The sequence below is a fragment of the Pseudomonas sp. W15Feb9B genome (genome assembly GCF_000828175.1).
Classification (GTDB): Bacteria; Pseudomonadota; Gammaproteobacteria; order Pseudomonadales; family Pseudomonadaceae; genus Aquipseudomonas; species Aquipseudomonas parakoreensis.
The window spans coordinates 36,273-52,099 of sequence record NZ_JTKF01000008.1; the positions used below are offsets into that span (position 1 = coordinate 36,273).

Below are 15,827 nucleotides of genomic sequence, written 5' to 3' on the forward strand. Positions count from 1 at the left end.
AATGTGTGCGGCCGAATGTTCACGACCGGGCAGGCCTTTAGTTGTAGCTTCCCGAAGGCAAGGCAACAAACGACCTTTACGCGAGATATCATTCCGTTTATTCATGCTGCGCATAGAAAGACAAGAAAAAGGACCACCCATGCTGAACAAACGCCACCTGCCGTCGATCACCGCGCTGCAGTGCTTCGAGGCCGTGACCCGGCACTTGAGCTTCACCCGGGCCGCCGAAGAGCTGAACCTGACCCAGAGTGCCGTCAGCAAACAGGTCGCGCAGCTTGAGGAATTGTTGCAGCACTTGTTGTTTCGCCGGGTGCGTCGGCGTTTGCAGATGACTCCGGCCGGGGATTTGTACTTGGTGGAGGTCCGAAAAATCCTCACCCAGGTGGAAATGTCCACGCATTATCTGCGTTCCTACGGCGGCGAGACCGAAGTCCTGCGCGTCTCCACACCCTCGACCTTCGGCGCGCGCTGGCTGGTTCCGCGTCTGAAAGGCTGGCGTCTGCGCCACCCGTCGATCCATCTCGACCTGTGCAACGAGCAGGAGGCGGATGATCTGCTGCAGGGGCGCAGCGATCTGGCGTTCTATTTCGGCCAGGGTTCGCGCCCCGGCACCGAATGCCTGAAGCTGTTCGGCGAAGAGCTGGTGCCGGTCTGCGCGCCCGGCAGCCTGCCGGATCAGCCATTCACCGATCCGACGCAACTGACCGATCTGGTGCTGCTGCAAAACGCCTCGCGTCCACAGGCCTGGCACGACTGGTTCGACAGTCAGGGTTACCACACCGAACACAGCTATCACGGGCCGCGCTTCGAAACCTTTTATATGTGCATCCGCGCCGCCCAGGTCGGCTGCGGCGTAGCGCTGCTGCCACGGTTTCTGGTGGAAGAGGAATTGGCCGACGGCAAACTGGTCATTCCCTGGCAGCATGCAATGCCCAGTTCCGACGCCTATTACCTGGCCTACCCGGAGCATGCGGCGGAAGTGCCGAAGGTGCGCGATTTTGTGAAGTGGATGCTGGAGCAGATCGATAGCCCCGACGACCACTGATTCTCCTGTAGGAGCTGCCGAAGGCTGCGATCTTTTGATCTTGTTTTTCAGGATCAAAAGATCGCAGCCTTCGGCAGCTCCTACATTAAGCAAAATCCGCTACAGGCCAAAAATTGCTGGCAATCCCCACCGCTGATATGCGCCACTAGCGTCATTGATTGATACCGCGCCTTGCGCGGTGCACCTGGAGACCCCGTTTATGAGTGAGAGTGTGTTTGCCGATCGCATCGTGCAGAACCTGCTCGACACCGACTTCTACAAACTGACGATGATGCAGGCGGTGCTGCACAACTACCCCAACGTCGAAGTCGAATGGGAGTTTCGTTGCCGTAACAGTGAGGATCTGCGGCCGTATCTGGCCGAGATTCGCTACCAGATCGAGCGTCTGGCCGAGCTGAGCCTGAGCGCCGACCAGTTGAGTTTTCTCGAGCGCATCACCTTCCTGAAACCGGATTTCCTGCGCTTTCTCGGACTGTTCCGCTTCAACCTGCGCTACCTCCACACCGGCATCGAGAACGGCGAGTTGTTCATTCGTCTGCGCGGCCCGTGGCTGCATGTGATCCTGTACGAAGTGCCGCTGCTGGCGATCGTCAGCGAAGTGCGCAACCGCTATCGCTACCGCGAAATCGAACTGGTGCAGGCGCGTGAGCAGCTGTATCGCAAGTTCGACTGGCTCAGCGCCAACGCATCGGCCGACGAACTGGCGCAATTGCAGGTCGCCGATTTCGGCACCCGTCGGCGTTTTTCGTATCGCGTGCAGGAAGAAGTGGTGAATGTGCTCAAGCACGATTTCCCCGGGCGCTTCGTCGGCACCAGCAACGTGCACTTGTCCCGCGAACTGGACATGAAACCGCTGGGCACCATGGCCCATGAATGGATCATGGCCCACCAGCAACTCGGCCCACGCTTGATCGACAGCCAGATCGCCGCGCTCGACTGCTGGGTGCGCGAATACCGTGGCCTGCTGGGGATTGCTCTCACCGATTGCATCACCACCGACGCCTTCCTCGGCGACTTCGACCTGTTCTTTGCCAAGCTCTTCGATGGTTTGCGCCACGACTCCGGGGATCCGGTGCAGTGGGGCGAAAAATGCATCGCCCACTACCACAAGCTCGGCATCGACCCGATGAGCAAGACTCTGGTGTTCTCCGACAGCCTGACCCTGCCCAAGTCGCTGGAGATCTTCCGCGCGCTGCACGGGCGGATCAACGTCAGCTTTGGCATCGGTACCAACCTGACCTGTGACATTCCGGGTGTCGAACCGATGAGCATCGTGCTTAAAATGACCGCCTGCAACGGCCAGCCGGTGGCGAAGATCTCCGACGAGCCCGGCAAGACCCACTGCAAAGACCCGAATTTCGTCGCCTATTTGCGACATGTGTTCCAGGTTCCTGCCGTTTCCAGCCTATCTAGCAAGGAGTGAATTCATGCAAGCCGTACAGCGTGAGATTGCTGAACAGCTCAAGGTGCAACCGCCATTCGCCGGGCATCAGGCCCTCGAAGCGGAAGTCGCCCGACGCATCACCTTTATCCAGGATTGCCTGGTCAATTCCGGCCTCAAGACTCTGGTGCTGGGCATCAGCGGCGGGGTCGACTCGCTGACCGCCGGTCTCTTGGCCCAGCGCGCCATGCGTGAGTTGCGCGAGCGCACTGGCGACAACGCCTACAAGTTCATCGCCGTGCGCCTGCCGTACGAAACCCAGTTCGATGAGCACGACGCCCAGGCTTCGGTGGACTTCATCGCCCCGGACGAGCGCCACACGGTCAACATCGGCCCGGCAGTGAAGTCGCTGGCCAGTGAAGTGGCAGCGTTCGAAGGCAAACATGCGGTGTCGGTGGATTTCGTGCTCGGCAACACCAAGGCGCGGATGCGCATGGTCGCCCAGTACACCATCGCCGGCGCGGCCCACGGGCTGGTGATCGGCACCGACCACGCGGCGGAAGCGGTAATGGGCTTCTTCACCAAGTTCGGCGACGGCGCCTGCGACCTGGCCCCGCTCAGCGGTCTGGTGAAAAACCAGGTCCGGGCGATTGCCCGCAGCTTCGGCGCGCCGGAATCGCTGGTGGAAAAAGTGCCGACCGCGGATCTGGAAGACCTGTCGCCGGGCAAACCGGACGAAGCGTCCCACGGCGTGACCTACGCCGAGATCGACGCCTTCCTGCACGGCGAGCCGGTGCGTCAGGAAGCGTTCGACATCATCGTCAACACCTACAAAAAGACCCATCACAAGCGGGTCATGCCGTTTGCGCCGTAATGGGTGAGTGAATGAAAAGCCCGCTGAGGAGTGATCCTCAGCGGGCTTTTCTTTGCTCAGGACTCAATGGCAGATTTAACGGGCTTTTGCCGGAACCACCCTGAATGCCCAAGGGGACGAGATTTGACCACCAGCAGTTATCGTTCTAATGGTGTGAACCTTTTCAGCCAGATTCGATATCTTAGCCGTGTAGATTCCATTCGAGTCGGCCGTGAATTCAACCAAGTCGTTATCGTAGTCGACTATTTTTCCTTGTCCATTTGGGTGTGCCGTACCGACAACCGTTAACGATGTATCAGTCGTCTGCTCGTGGTTACCGATCAACTGCCCGCTTTCTCCCAGGAGAAACTGAATGCTGGGCAGTACGGAGGTCTTAATCTCAATGCTCCAGGGTGGAGACTCAACACCGTCTTGTCCTACCACGGTGAAATGATACTGCCCTGGAGATACTCCGTTCATTGCAGCACTCCAACGGGCATTTGCATCGATGTTGAGGGTAGCAACGAGAATTCCATTATCCAGAAGATTTACCGTTTGGTTGGGCTCCCCCCCGCCTACAAAGTACAGATCGACAAACGTAGTGCTTCCACCATTTTCGATAATGACTCCGTCGGGACCATTTACCCAGAAAATAGTGGCACGTAGCGGCACTTGAATGTGAACCGTAAACGTTTCTGACACTTGTCCATCACTGGTATGCACGGCGTACACATGTGAACCGTTCTGTTGATCAGTCACGATCAAACTGAAGTGACCATTGTTATCAACATTTACCGGGGAATGCGCAGGGGCACCGTTGTCGAAAAGCTGCGCCGTTTGATCGGGAGCAGCGAAACCAACAAAAGACAAATCTGCATTTGTGCTGATCCCGCCATGTTCGAGGCGTTCACCATTGCCATTGGTAACGCTCTCAATGCCGGTTTGGCTTAACAGAGCTCTGCTGTCGGGCCCCTGAACCAAGGTACGCTGCTGGGGTAATTTCTCTTGATCGGTCATACGATAACTCCTTTTTCCGGAATGGGTGCGCACAGTTATCTGAGCGCCTCCCCCATCAGAGGGCTCTTCGAAGCCCGCGTCTACTGTCAGAAATTACAGGTTCGGGGGTATTTCAGACCGACGGCCATGATCAGAGAAATGAGGTAATAGATGCAGATTTGATCGGCAGAAAAAAACGCCACTGCAATCAATTGCAGTGGCGTTTTTTGTGTCAGGCGTGAGTCGTATTACTTCAGGGTCACGGTGCCTTTCATCATTGAGATGTGGCCTGGGAACGAGCAGAAGAAGCCGTAGTCAGTGCCAGCGGTCAGCTTCGATACGTCGATGGTCAGCGAGTCTTTCTCGCCGGCACCGATGATCTTGGTGTGAGCGATAACGCGCTCGTCGCCGTCTTTCAGGTAGTTCTTGTCGATGCCAGCGGCCAGGCCGTCGGTAGCGATCGGCTGCATGTCAGCGGTTTTGCTGACCACCAGGTTATGGCCCATGACGTTCTTCGGCAGGCTGCCAGAGTGAGTCAATTCGACGGTGAAGGTCTTGCAGCTCTTGTCGATCACGATCGACTGGGTGTTGAAGGACATCTGATCGGTGGAGTCAACGGTGGTTTTGCACTCGGCAGCCATCAATTGGCTGCTGGCCAGCGCCAGCAGGGATACCGCAACAACTTTGGAAAACATGGTGAATCTCCAAGGCAGGGTTAACAAAAACACGAATGATGGAAAGACTGCCTGAAATCTTCGCAAGTTCCTATGACTTGAGTCAAAAATTGTATACAACTTTCAGGCTATGACACTCATCGAAACAATCTACCGGCCAGATTTCCCGGCCGGGCCTATGATCGGCGCATCTACTGAAACGGAGTGCCGGTCATGTTCTTTAACGGTCTGTTGTGCAGTTTGCTCGCCGCCTACGCCTGTGGCGCCAGCGGTACCTTTGAATCGCCGGAACGCGAAGTTTAGTCCTTGGATCAAGGCGTGCCAGCCATTACCCTGTGACGGATTGACCCAGGAGGAAGGCATGTCTCTCACATCCGTTTGTGTTTTTTGCGGTGCCAACGCTGGCACTGATCCGGCTTACACCGAAGCCGCCAAGGCCCTTGGCCGCGCGCTGGCCGAGCGTCAGCTGACGCTGGTTTACGGCGGTGGCGCCGTGGGCCTGATGGGCCTGGTGGCGGACGCCGCGCTGGCCGCTGGCGGCGAAGTGATCGGGATCATTCCGCAAAGCCTGATGGACAAGGAGATCGGCCACAAAAGCCTGACCCGTCTCGAAGTGGTCGATGGCATGCACGCGCGCAAGGCGCGCATGGCCGAACTGAGCGATGCATTCATCGCATTGCCCGGCGGCCTCGGCACGCTGGAAGAGCTGTTCGAAGTCTGGACCTGGGGCCAGCTCGGCTACCACGGCAAACCGCTGGGGCTGCTGGAAGTGAACGGTTTTTACAGCAAACTCACGGCTTTTCTCGACCATATCGTCGGCGAAGGCTTCGTTCGCGCGCCACACCGTGACATGCTGCAAGTGAGCGAATCGCCCCAAACCCTGCTCGACGCCCTCGATCAGTGGAAGCCGACCGTCACGCCCAAGTGGGTCGACCAAAAACCCGGCTAACCGCCAGGCACCGATACAGGGCAGAATACGCGCCGCTCAACCTCACCTTCGACCCCAGAGGATCGCCCATGGCCAAACCCAATTACTCCTTCGCCAAACGTCAACGAGACCTGGCAAAGGAGCAGAAGAAAGAGGAAAAGCTTCAGCGCAAGAAACAAATGGCTGAAGAAGCGGCACTGAACCCTGACGGTGAAGTGGCGACTGACCTCGATGATGAAGTTGATGTTGATGCACCGAAAGACCAGGCGCCTGACGCCTGAGCTGATTGCTGACTCGCTCCCAGAGGGAGCGATCTGTGGTGAGGGAGCTTGCTCCCGCTGGGTTGCGCAGCGACCCCAAATTGTTTTGCGACTGCTTCGCAGTCGAGCGGGAGCAAGCTCCCTCGCCACATTGGCTCCCGCCAGTGAAATTCCTTACTCCAATGGCATCACCGTGACCCGCACTTCCGGATCATGCGAACCGCCCCCCAGAATCACCCCGCGCAACGGCGACACATCGGAAAAATCCCGGCCCCACGCCAGGGTGATATGCTCCAGCGCCGGCTGCACGTTGTTGGTCGGATCGAAATCCACCCAGCCCGATACCGGACAGAACACCGACACCCACGCATGCGAAGCATCAGCACCGATCAGCCGTGGCTGGCCCGGCGGCGGCTGGGTCAGCAGATAGCCGCTGATGTAACGCGCTGCCAGCCCTCGCGAGCGCACGCAAGCGAGCATCAGATGCGCGAAGTCCTGACACACGCCACGCCGGCGCTCCAGCACCTCGACCAGCGGCGTCGCCACTTGCGTGGCCTCGGCATCGAAGGTGAACTCGCTGAAAATCTTCTGCATCAACGCCTGCACGCCCAGCAACAAGGGCCTTCCCGGTGGAAAACAGCTTTCCGAAAATTCGACGAAACTGCGTTTCAAATGCACGTAGGGTGATTGAAACCGATAGCGACAAGCCTCGAGCATTTCGGCGGACAACGGCTGACTGCTGTAGGTCAGCGCGTTGCGCGTCTGCTCCCACGCCGGGGACAGACTGAAATCCGCCAGTGGCCGCGCCAGCACCTCAACCGTGAGCCGGGCGTTGACCTGCAACTCGTCATGCGGGCGCTCGAAGGCCAGTCGGGTCAGCGGATTGCCGAACACATCCAGCTCATCCCGCCGTGTCGTCGGCTGCGGGCTGATCAGCAATCGCTGCTCGGTGCAGCGTTGCCACGTGCACTCACGCGGCCACAGGTGCGCGAGTTGCTGTGCCAGCGACACCGGGCTGTCGTAGTGGTAACAGGTGTCGTGGAAGATCTGGTAATGCGCGCTCATCAGACGGACACCGTGCGCTGGCTGACATCATCGACATGGGCAAAGTGGCGCAGCGCCAGACGATCGGACACCTGAGCGCTGGCCTCGGCAATCGCTTGCAGCAGATCCGCCAGACCATCGAGCGCCGCACGCACGCTGTTCTCCCCGAACAGCGGGTTCTCCAGACAGCCCAGATCGAACCGCGCCAGACGCTCGACCAATTGCGCCAGCCCGGCCTCGCGAGGCACGCCGAAATCATCGTTCAAGCGTTTTAACGTGCGGGTTACCAGTTTCAACTGGAACAGCACCGCATGCGGGTTCTGCTCATCGAGCAGCAACAGGTCGAGCACCGGAATCAACTGCGCCACCGCCAGGTACCGCGAACGGTAGGTGATACTGCTGTTGCCCAGTTCCAGCAGCCATTCCAGCCCGGCCTGATCGAACGCCCCGGCACCGCGCAGAAACGCCGCCAGACTGCTGCTGAGAAACTGCAAACGTTCGATGCGTCGGCCAATCATCAGAAAGCGCCAGCCTTCGTCGCGGGTCATGTCGTCGAGGGCAAACCCGGACAATGCCGCCAGTGACATCACCAGCCGGTTGAGGAAATCCAGCAACTCGCCGAAGTCCGGCTCCTCGGTGTCCAGTTCCAGCGCCTCGCGCTGCAACTCGACCAACGCCTGCCAGTTCTCCCGCGAAAGCTTGCCGCGCACCTGCGAGGCCGCCCACTGCAAGCGCTGCAGGTTGGAGCGCAGGCTGAACGACCAGTCCTCGCCGAGCAGCGCCGCCAGCAAGCGCTCCGGCAACTCGCCCTCCTCCGGCAACAACATAAGACGCTCGCCCAGCGCCACCGCTGCCTGCAAGGCTTGCGGATCATCACCATCGACATAACGCGCGAGCATGATCCGCAGCAGTCGCGCACTGTCGTCACAACGCTCGCAGTAACGGCCGAACCAGAACAGGTTCTCCACCACCCGCGAGGGCAGGTACGGATCACGGCGCACCAGATCGTGTACGCCGACGTTACGCTGGGTTTTCCATTGTTCGCCACTCGGCGCACGCTCGCCCAGCACCCAAGTGTCCTTGCTCGCGCCACCGCGCTGCATCGACACCACTTCGGCATCGGCCTCGGCGGCCACCCGGGTCAGGCCACCGGGCAGCACGCGATAGCCATCGCGACTGGCCACGGCGTACATGCGCATGCCGATGGCTCGCGGTTGCAACTGGCCGTCTTCGGCTTGCCAGATCGGCGCCTGCGACAGCTGCGCCAACTCTTGCGCGACATAAGCGTAGGGCCGGGCCTGCATGCGCTCGGCGAGCGCCTGACGCTGTTGTTCACTCAGATCGCGGCCGAATACCGGCGCGAAGCTTTGTGAAGGGAATGCCGGTTTGATCAGCAGCTCCGGCAGTTTTTCCAGCGCCTGCGCCAGCACCGGCGCCTCGCCGCACCACCAGGTGGCGATGGACGGCAGCAGCAGTTCTTCGCCGAACAGGTACTGATTGATCTTCGGCAAAAATCCGAGCAATCCCGGCGACTCCAGCACGCCGCTGCCCAACGCATTGGCCACCAGCACCCGGCCCTGACGCACCGCTTCCAGCAAGCCGGGCACCCCGAGTGCCGAGTCGGTGCGCAGCTCCAGCGGGTCGCAGAAGTCATCGTCGAGCCGGCGCATGATCGCGTGCACACGGCGCAGACCGCTGAGGGTTTTCAGGTACACCGTGGCGTCGCGCACCGTCAGGTCGCCGCCCTCCACCAGCGGATAACCGAGCTGACGCGCCAGATAAAGATGTTCGAAGTAGCTTTCGTTGAAGCGCCCCGGCGTGAGCAACACCACCAGCGGCGCGTCGTCAGCACATGGCGCCTGACGTGCGAGGGTTTCCTGCAGGGTGCGAAAGAATCCGGCCAGGTGCTGCACTTTCAGATCGCGGTACAACTCGGGAAACGCCCGCGAAACGATGGTGCGGTTTTCCAGCGCATAACCGGCGCCCGACGGCGCCTGGGTACGATCCGCCGTAACCCACCAGCGCCCGTCCGGCGTGCGCGCCAGGTCCACGGCATACAGATGCAGAAACGCCTCTTCCGGTGGCGCGATGCCCTGACAGGGCCAGAGAAAATTGTTGTGGCCGAACACCAGCTCCGCCGGCAACAGCCCTTCGCGGATCAGCCGCTGCGGCCCGTACAGATCCGCCAGTACCGCGTTGAGCAAACGCGCACGCTGGGCAATCCCTGCCGACAGGTGCTGCCATTCATCAGCAGCGATCACATGCGGCAGCAGGTCCAGCTCCCACGGGCGGTCTGCGCCCTTCGGATCGGCGTAGACGTTATAAGTGACCCCGTTTTCCTGAATCTGTCGGGCGAGCAACGCCTGCCGCTGCACCAGTTGCGCCGGAGTGCTGCGCTGCAATTGATCGAACAGCCGCCGCCAGTGCGGGCGCACTTCCCCGCTGTCATCCAGCAGTTCGTGATAAGTGCCCGCAGTGCGCGGGTAGCGGTCTAGCAGGTCAGGCATGGAAAGCTCGGCAGACAGCAGGGAACGGTCAGACTAACGCAGGCACATGACGTGCGGATATACGAAAAATCCGCATGTCGTGCAGGACTCAGAAACGTCGTAAATCGAGCGTCATCGGCAACTCGTCGGAGATTGTCAGGTTGGGTATCGGAAGTTTTCCCGGCGTGTGTCCGATACGGAAAAACCGCGCCATGCGCCGGCTCTCCGCCTCGTTGGCGTTGACCGGCAACGTTTCGTAATTGCGCCCGCCCGGGTGCGCCACGTGGTACTGACAGCCCCCCAGCGAACGCTGCATCCAGGTGTCGAGCAGATCGAACACCAGCGGCGCGTGCACCGGGATGGTCGGTTGCAGACAGTTGGCCGGTTGCCAGGCCCGAAAGCGCACACCGGCGACGAACTCGCCGATGCGCCCGGTCGGTTGCAGCGGCACCGGGACGCCGTTGCAGGTCAGCAGATAACGCTGCGGCGGCAGGCCGTTGAGTTTGATCTGCAAACGCTCCAGCGACGAGTCGACATAGCGCACCGTGCCGCCCGCCGTACCTTCCTCGCCCAGCACATGCCAAGGCTCCAGCGCCTGACGCAGTTCCAGTTCGATGCCGTTGACGGCGTAATCGCCGACCTTGGGAAAACGGAATTCCAGGTGCGCGGCGAACCATTCGGCGCGCAGTGGGTAACCGGCATTGTTCAGTTCGACGATGACGTCGGCGAAGTCCTGCTCGATAAAGTGCGGCAGCATGAAACGGTCGTGCAGCTCGGTGCCCCAGCGCGCCAGTTTTGACGGCGCATACGGCTCGCGCCAGAAGCGTGCGACCAGCGCGCGCAGTAACAACTGCTGGGCCAGGCTCATGCGCGCGTGGGGCGGCATCTCGAACGCGCGCAGCTCCAGCAGACCAAGACGCCCGGTAGCGCCATCCGGCGAATACAATTTGTCGATGCAGAACTCGGCGCGGTGAGTGTTGCCGGTGACGTCGATCAGCAGGTTGCGCAGCAGGCGATCCACCAGCCACGGCGCGCACTCTTGGCCCGGTTCAGGCATCTGCGCGAAGGCGATTTCCAGTTCGTACAAAGCGTCGTTGCGAGCCTCATCAACACGCGGCGCCTGCGAAGTCGGGCCGATGAACAACCCGGAAAACAGGTAGGACAGCGACGGGTGGTTGTGCCAGTAGCTGATCAGGCTGCGCAACAGATCCGGACGGCGCAGGAATGGCGAGTCGGCCGGGGTCGCGCCACCGAGGACGAAATGGTTGCCGCCGCCGGTGCCGGTATGGCGTCCGTCGATCATGAATTTCTCGGTGGTCAGGCGGGTCTGCCGCGCCTGTTCATAGAGAAACTCGGTGCGCTCGACCAGTTCGTCCCACGTCGCCGATGGCTGCACGTTGACCTCGATCACCCCCGGATCCGGGGTGATACGGAAGTTGCTCAGGCGCGGGTCACTGGGCGGCTCGTAACCTTCCAGCAGCACCGGGCAATGCAGCTCTTCGGCGGTGGCCTCGATGGCCGCCACCAGCTCCAGATAATCCTCGACCCGCTCCAGTGGCGGCATGAACAGATACAGGCGCCCTTCGCGCGCCTCGGCGCAGAACGCGGTGCGGGTCAGCCAGTCGGCGGACTCGTCGATTGTCGGCGCACGTTCGTCGGTCGCGGCGGGTTCGGCATGACTGTTGAGCCGAATGGTGTCCGGCAGCTCGGGGAAGTCCTGATTCGGATCGTTGGGATGAATGAACGGATACTCGGCAGCCTTCACCCACGGCTGCGAACCGAGCGGCAGACGGTAACCCAGCGGCGAGTCCCCCGGCACCAATCGGCAATGCTCGTCGCGCAGATACCAGCGCCCGCTCTGCCATTGATCACCCTTGGCGGTGCGCGCCAGCGGCAGCACCTGGCCGATCACTTTATCCAGGCCCTGATTGAAGACCTTGCGCAGACGTGCGCGCTCCAGCGGTTCTTCAAGACGCGAGTCTTCAGCGCTGACGTTGCTCGGTAATGCGCCCTCACGCCAGAGGTAATAAAAATGGTCTTCGAAGGCTGGAAACACGAAACGAGCAGGCAGTTTCAGGCGTTCGGCAACACTCGCGAGAAAGCGTCCCGCCAGTTCGCCATCGGCGCCGTAGTCCTGCTGCTCATCGGCGATCAGCGCGCTGTTGTGCCAGATCGGCACGCCGTCGCGGCGCCAATAGCAGTTGAGCGACCAGCGCGGCAATTGCTCGCCCGGGTACCACTTGCCCTGACCGAAATGCACCAGGCCTTTCGGCGCATAGTGCTGGCGCATGCGCTGGAACAGTTCGGCGGAAAGGCGGCGCTTGTCTGGGCCCAACGCTGCTGTGTTCCATTCGGCGCCGTCCGGGTCGTCGATGGAAACGAAGGTCGGCTCGCCGCCCATGGTCAGGCGCACATCACCTTCCAGCAGATCGGCATCGATCTGCCGGCCCAGCGCCTGAATCGCCAGCCACTGCTCATCGGTATAGGGCTTGGTCACCCGTGGCGCTTCCCAGATCCGCTCGACCGACATTTCGTGGCTGAACTGGCATTCGCACGGCTCGACCAGACCACTGATCGGCGCAGCTGAGGAAGGATCGGGACTGCAGGCCAGCGGGATATGCCCTTCACCGGCGAACAGCCCGGACGTGGCATCCAGACCGATCCAGCCAGCGCCCGGCAGGTACACCTCGCACCAGGCGTGCAGGTCGGTGAAATCGACGTCGGTGCCGGACGGGCCGTCGAGGCTTTTCACGTCGGCGGTCAGTTGAATCAGGTAGCCGGAGACAAACCGCGCGGCCAGCCCGAGGTTGCGCAGCAACTGCACCAGCAGCCACGCTGAGTCGCGGCAGGAGCCGGACGCCTGTTCGAGGGTGTGTTCCGGGGTTTGCACGCCCGGTTCCATGCGGATCAGGTAGCGAATGTCTTCGCTGAGACGCTGGTTGAGCATCACCAGGAAATCCACCGCCGGCAGCGGCGTGCGATCAATGCTATCCAGATAGGCTTTGAAGGCTGGGGTCAGCGGCAGGGTTTCGAGGTACGGCGCCAATTCCTTGCGCTCATCTGCGGCGTAACTGAAGGGGATTTTCTCGGCATAGGGTTCGAGGAAGAAGTCGAACGGATTGAACACCGCCATCTCGGCCAGCAGATCGACCTCGATGCGCAATTCGTTGGTTTTCTCGGGGAACACCAGACGCGCGAGGTAATTGCCCTGAGGATCCTGCTGCCAGTTGATGAAGTGCTGCTCGGGCGAGACCTTCAGCGCATACGACAAGATCCGCGTGCGGCTGTGGGCGGCCGGACGCAGGCGTACGATCTGCGGGCCGAGTTCGACAGCGCGGTCGTAGCGGTAATGCGTGACGTGATGCAATGCGACATGAATCGACACGGCGTGCCTCCTGCGAGCCTAAGCGTATTCGAAAGCGCGCAAGACTTATGCCATGCAGGGGCTTGGGCGCTTTCCCGGAATGCTCAGGGCAGTACAGCACCAAAATCGGGCGATGCGGGGAAATGGATTGAGGAAGTTGCGCCTAAATGTGGCGAAGATCAAAAGATCGCAGCCTTCGGCAGCTCCTACAGGGAAACGCACGAACCTCTGTAGGAGCTGCCGAAAGCTGCGATCTTTTGATCTTGAAAAAAAAACGCCAACCCGAAGGTTGGCGTTCTGTTGAAACAAAAAGTGACTCAGCGCGGAACGACGGGCTTGCGTGCCGGTTTCGGCCCCTTGCCCTTGGCCGCTTCCTTGCGCTCCTTGGCCGCCTGCTGGTTGCGGGCAAACGCCGCAGCCTTGGCTTGTTCACGCTTGTCCCAAGGGTTGCCACCGTCACTGGCACGCGGCGGCAGGCCGGTGTGCTGGGTGAGAATCTTGGTGGTCTTCTCTTTCGCGACCTTGTGACTGCCAGCCGGCGTCGAGTTCTTGCGACGGGCGCTCTGGTAGCTGTCGGTGGCCGGCTGATGCAGCGGGATCAACTGGTTCTTGCCCGGCCCGATCAGGTCGGCGCGGCCCATGCGGGTCAGCGCTTCGCGCAGCATCGGCCAGCCTTTCGGGTCGTGATAACGCAAGAACGCCTTGTGCAGACGACGCTGCTCCTCGCTCTTGACGATAGTCACACCGTCGCTCTTGTAGGTGACCTTGCGCAGCGGGTTCTTGCCCGAGTGGTACATCGCGGTGGCGGTGGCCATCGGCGACGGGTAGAACGCCTGCACCTGGTCGGCACGGAAACCGTTGCCCTTGAGCCACAGGGCCAGGTTCATCATGTCTTCGTCGGTGGTGCCCGGGTGCGCGGCGATGAAGTACGGGATCAGGTACTGCTCTTTACCGGCTTCCTTGGTGTACTTCTCGAACATGCGCTTGAAGCGGTCGTAAGTACCGATCCCCGGTTTCATCATCTGGTTGAGCGGACCTTCCTCGGTGTGTTCCGGGGCGATCTTCAGGTAACCGCCAACGTGGTGGGTCACCAGCTCTTTGACGTACTCCGGCGACTCGACCGCGAGGTCGTAACGCAGGCCGGAGGCAATCAGGATCTTCTTCACACCCGGCAAGGCACGGGCGCTGCGGTACAGCTGAATCAGCGACGAGTGGTCGGTATTCAGGTTCGGGCAAATGCCCGGGAACACGCAGGACGGCTTGCGGCACGCGGATTCGATTTCCGGGCTCTTGCAGGCGATGCGGTACATGTTCGCGGTCGGGCCGCCAAGGTCGGAGATCACGCCGGTGAAGCCAGGAACCTTGTCGCGGATCTCTTCGATTTCGCGAATGATCGACTCTTCGGAACGGTTCTGGATGATCCGGCCTTCGTGCTCGGTGATCGAGCAGAACGTGCAGCCGCCAAAGCAGCCACGCATGATGTTCACCGAGAAACGGATCATGTCGTAGGCCGGGATCTTTTCCTTGCCGTACGCCGGGTGCGGAACCCGTGCGTAAGGCATGCCGAACACGTAGTCCATTTCTTCAGTGGTCATCGGAATCGGCGGCGGGTTGAACCAGACGTCGATCTCGCCATGCTTCTGCACCAGCGCGCGGGCGTTGCCCGGGTTGGTTTCCAAGTGCAGCACGCGGTTGGCGTGGGCGTACAGGACCGGGTCGTTACGCACCTTTTCCATCGACGGCAGGCGGATCACGGTCTTGTCGCGGGTCATCTTCGGGCTGGCCAGAATCTGTACGACCTTGGCTTCCTCGGGATCGTCCACCGGGCCTTTTTCTTGCTCGATGGCGCAGGCCTGGGTGTCCTGGGTGTTCACGTACGGGTTGATGATCTTGTCGATCTTGCCCGGACGGTCGATGCGCGTGGAGTCGACTTCGTACCAGCCTTGCGGCGTGTCACGGCGGATGAACGCGGTGCCGCGCACATCGGTGATGTCTTCGATCTTGTGCCCATAGGACAGGCGCTGGGCCACTTCGACAATGGCCCGCTCGGCGTTGCCGTACAGCAGAATGTCAGCGCTGGCGTCGATCAGGATCGAGTTGCGCACGCGATCCTGCCAATAGTCGTAGTGGGCGATGCGACGCAGGGACGCCTCGATGCCGCCGAGGACGATCGGCACATGCTTGTACGCCTCTTTGCAACGCTGGCTGTAGACCAGGCTCGCGCGGTCCGGACGTTTGCCCGCCATGCCACCCGGCGTGTAGGCGTCGTCGGAACGGATTTTCTTGTCCGCGGTGTAGCGGTTGATCATCGAGTCCATGTTGCCGGCCGCGACGCCGAAGAACAGGTTCGGCTCGCCGAGCTTCATGAAATCGTCTTTGGACTGCCAGTTCGGCTGGGCGATGATCCCGACGCGGAAGCCCTGGGACTCCAGCAGCCGGCCGATAATCGCCATGCCGAACGACGGGTGATCGACGTAGGCATCACCGGTGACGATGATGATGTCGCAGGAATCCCAGCCGAGCTGATCCATCTCCTCCCTGCTCATCGGCAGGAATGGCGCTGGCCCGAAACATTCGGCCCAGTACTTTGGATAGTCAAATAACGGCTTGGCTGCTTGCATGTCGATAACCGGTGTTGGCTTTCATTGAATTTCGCGGGCGCGGAATATAGCACAAATTTTGACCAATTCCGACGGCTATGGTCGGAAATTGTGCTTTACCTGTGGCGAGGGAGCTTGCTCCCGCCGGGTTGCGAAGCAGCCCCCAGAATTCGACTGCTGCGCAGCCGATCGGGAG

At 60.8% G+C, this 15,827-nt stretch carries 11 protein-coding genes; 5 read left to right on the forward strand and 6 right to left on the reverse strand.

The features are described from left to right. Positions 1-139 precede the first annotated feature (139 nt). From OC71_RS05900 to nadE, 3 genes are all read left to right on the forward strand, one after another. On the forward strand, positions 140-1,045 hold the full coding sequence (locus OC71_RS05900) for a LysR family transcriptional regulator (RefSeq protein ID WP_041065642.1): 906 nt from the start codon (positions 140-142) through the stop codon (positions 1,043-1,045). A 199-nt stretch (positions 1,046-1,244) separates the two neighbouring features. Next, positions 1,245-2,468 carry a nicotinate phosphoribosyltransferase gene (gene pncB, locus OC71_RS05905; protein ID WP_041065644.1) on the forward strand — a complete coding sequence of 408 codons (1,224 nt, stop codon included), beginning with the start codon at positions 1,245-1,247 and terminating at the stop codon, positions 2,466-2,468. 4 nt (positions 2,469-2,472) lie between these two features. Continuing rightward, positions 2,473-3,300, forward strand: coding sequence for an ammonia-dependent NAD(+) synthetase (nadE, locus tag OC71_RS05910; RefSeq protein ID WP_041065647.1), 828 nt, complete (start codon positions 2,473-2,475; stop codon positions 3,298-3,300). Between the two features lie 75 nt (positions 3,301-3,375). Here the strand turns inward: nadE and OC71_RS05915 are convergent, their stop codons facing one another. Both OC71_RS05915 and azu read right to left on the reverse strand, forming a co-directional pair. Beyond that, positions 3,376-4,296 (reverse strand): hypothetical protein, encoded by a 921-nt coding sequence (locus OC71_RS05915; RefSeq protein ID WP_052510581.1) that lies wholly within the window; start codon positions 4,294-4,296, stop codon positions 3,376-3,378. Positions 4,297-4,523: 227 nt separating this feature from the next. Beyond that, positions 4,524-4,970 carry an azurin gene (gene azu / locus OC71_RS05920; RefSeq protein ID WP_041065650.1) on the reverse strand — a complete coding sequence of 149 codons (447 nt, stop codon included), beginning with the start codon at positions 4,968-4,970 and terminating at the stop codon, positions 4,524-4,526. 340 nt (positions 4,971-5,310) lie between these two features. Here azu and OC71_RS05925 point away from each other — a divergent pair, with 340 nt between their 5' ends. Together OC71_RS05925 and OC71_RS05930 are read left to right on the forward strand one after the other, a co-directional pair. Then, positions 5,311-5,898 (forward strand): TIGR00730 family Rossman fold protein, encoded by a 588-nt coding sequence (locus tag OC71_RS05925; RefSeq protein ID WP_041065653.1) that lies wholly within the window; start codon positions 5,311-5,313, stop codon positions 5,896-5,898. A gap of 68 nt (positions 5,899-5,966) precedes the next feature. Next, positions 5,967-6,158 (forward strand): hypothetical protein, encoded by a 192-nt coding sequence (locus OC71_RS05930; protein ID WP_041065655.1) that lies wholly within the window; start codon positions 5,967-5,969, stop codon positions 6,156-6,158. 153 nt (positions 6,159-6,311) lie between these two features. Here OC71_RS05930 and OC71_RS05935 read toward each other — a convergent pair whose 3' ends face one another. The 4 genes from OC71_RS05935 to OC71_RS05950 form a co-directional block, all read right to left on the reverse strand. Continuing rightward, entirely contained in the window at positions 6,312-7,202 is an 891-nt protein-coding gene (locus tag OC71_RS05935) for a transglutaminase family protein (protein WP_041065658.1), read from the reverse strand. Beyond that, a complete protein-coding gene (locus tag OC71_RS05940; protein WP_041065660.1) occupies positions 7,202-9,688 on the reverse strand; it encodes a circularly permuted type 2 ATP-grasp protein in 2,487 nt (828 codons plus the stop codon). Before OC71_RS05940 ends, OC71_RS05935 begins: the two co-directional genes overlap by 1 nt. Positions 9,689-9,776: 88 nt before the next feature. Next, the gene (locus tag OC71_RS05945) at positions 9,777-13,052 is read right to left on the reverse strand and encodes a DUF2126 domain-containing protein (RefSeq protein WP_041065662.1); all 3,276 of its coding nucleotides are present in this window, start codon (positions 13,050-13,052) and stop codon (positions 9,777-9,779) included. Between the two features lie 296 nt (positions 13,053-13,348). Then, the gene (locus OC71_RS05950) at positions 13,349-15,652 is read right to left on the reverse strand and encodes a YgiQ family radical SAM protein (RefSeq protein ID WP_041065663.1); all 2,304 of its coding nucleotides are present in this window, start codon (positions 15,650-15,652) and stop codon (positions 13,349-13,351) included. Between the last annotated feature and the right edge of the window lie 175 nt (positions 15,653-15,827).

Excerpts from the sequence above, each read along its gene's own strand:
- OC71_RS05915 (WP_052510581.1), bottom strand. The coding sequence starts at position 4,296 with ATGACCGATCAAGAGAAATTACCCCAGCAGCGTACCTTGGTTCAGGGG.
- OC71_RS05930 (WP_041065655.1), top strand. The coding sequence starts at position 5,967 with ATGGCCAAACCCAATTACTCCTTCGCCAAACGTCAACGAGACCTGGCA.
- nadE (WP_041065647.1), top strand. The coding sequence starts at position 2,473 with ATGCAAGCCGTACAGCGTGAGATTGCTGAACAGCTCAAGGTGCAACCG.
- OC71_RS05950 (WP_041065663.1), bottom strand. The coding sequence starts at position 15,652 with ATGCAAGCAGCCAAGCCGTTATTTGACTATCCAAAGTACTGGGCCGAA.
- OC71_RS05935 (WP_041065658.1), bottom strand. The coding sequence starts at position 7,202 with ATGAGCGCGCATTACCAGATCTTCCACGACACCTGTTACCACTACGAC.
- OC71_RS05925 (WP_041065653.1), top strand. The coding sequence starts at position 5,311 with ATGTCTCTCACATCCGTTTGTGTTTTTTGCGGTGCCAACGCTGGCACT.
- OC71_RS05900 (WP_041065642.1), top strand. The coding sequence starts at position 140 with ATGCTGAACAAACGCCACCTGCCGTCGATCACCGCGCTGCAGTGCTTC.
- pncB (WP_041065644.1), top strand. The coding sequence starts at position 1,245 with ATGAGTGAGAGTGTGTTTGCCGATCGCATCGTGCAGAACCTGCTCGAC.
- OC71_RS05940 (WP_041065660.1), bottom strand. The coding sequence starts at position 9,688 with ATGCCTGACCTGCTAGACCGCTACCCGCGCACTGCGGGCACTTATCAC.
- azu (WP_041065650.1), bottom strand. The coding sequence starts at position 4,970 with ATGTTTTCCAAAGTTGTTGCGGTATCCCTGCTGGCGCTGGCCAGCAGC.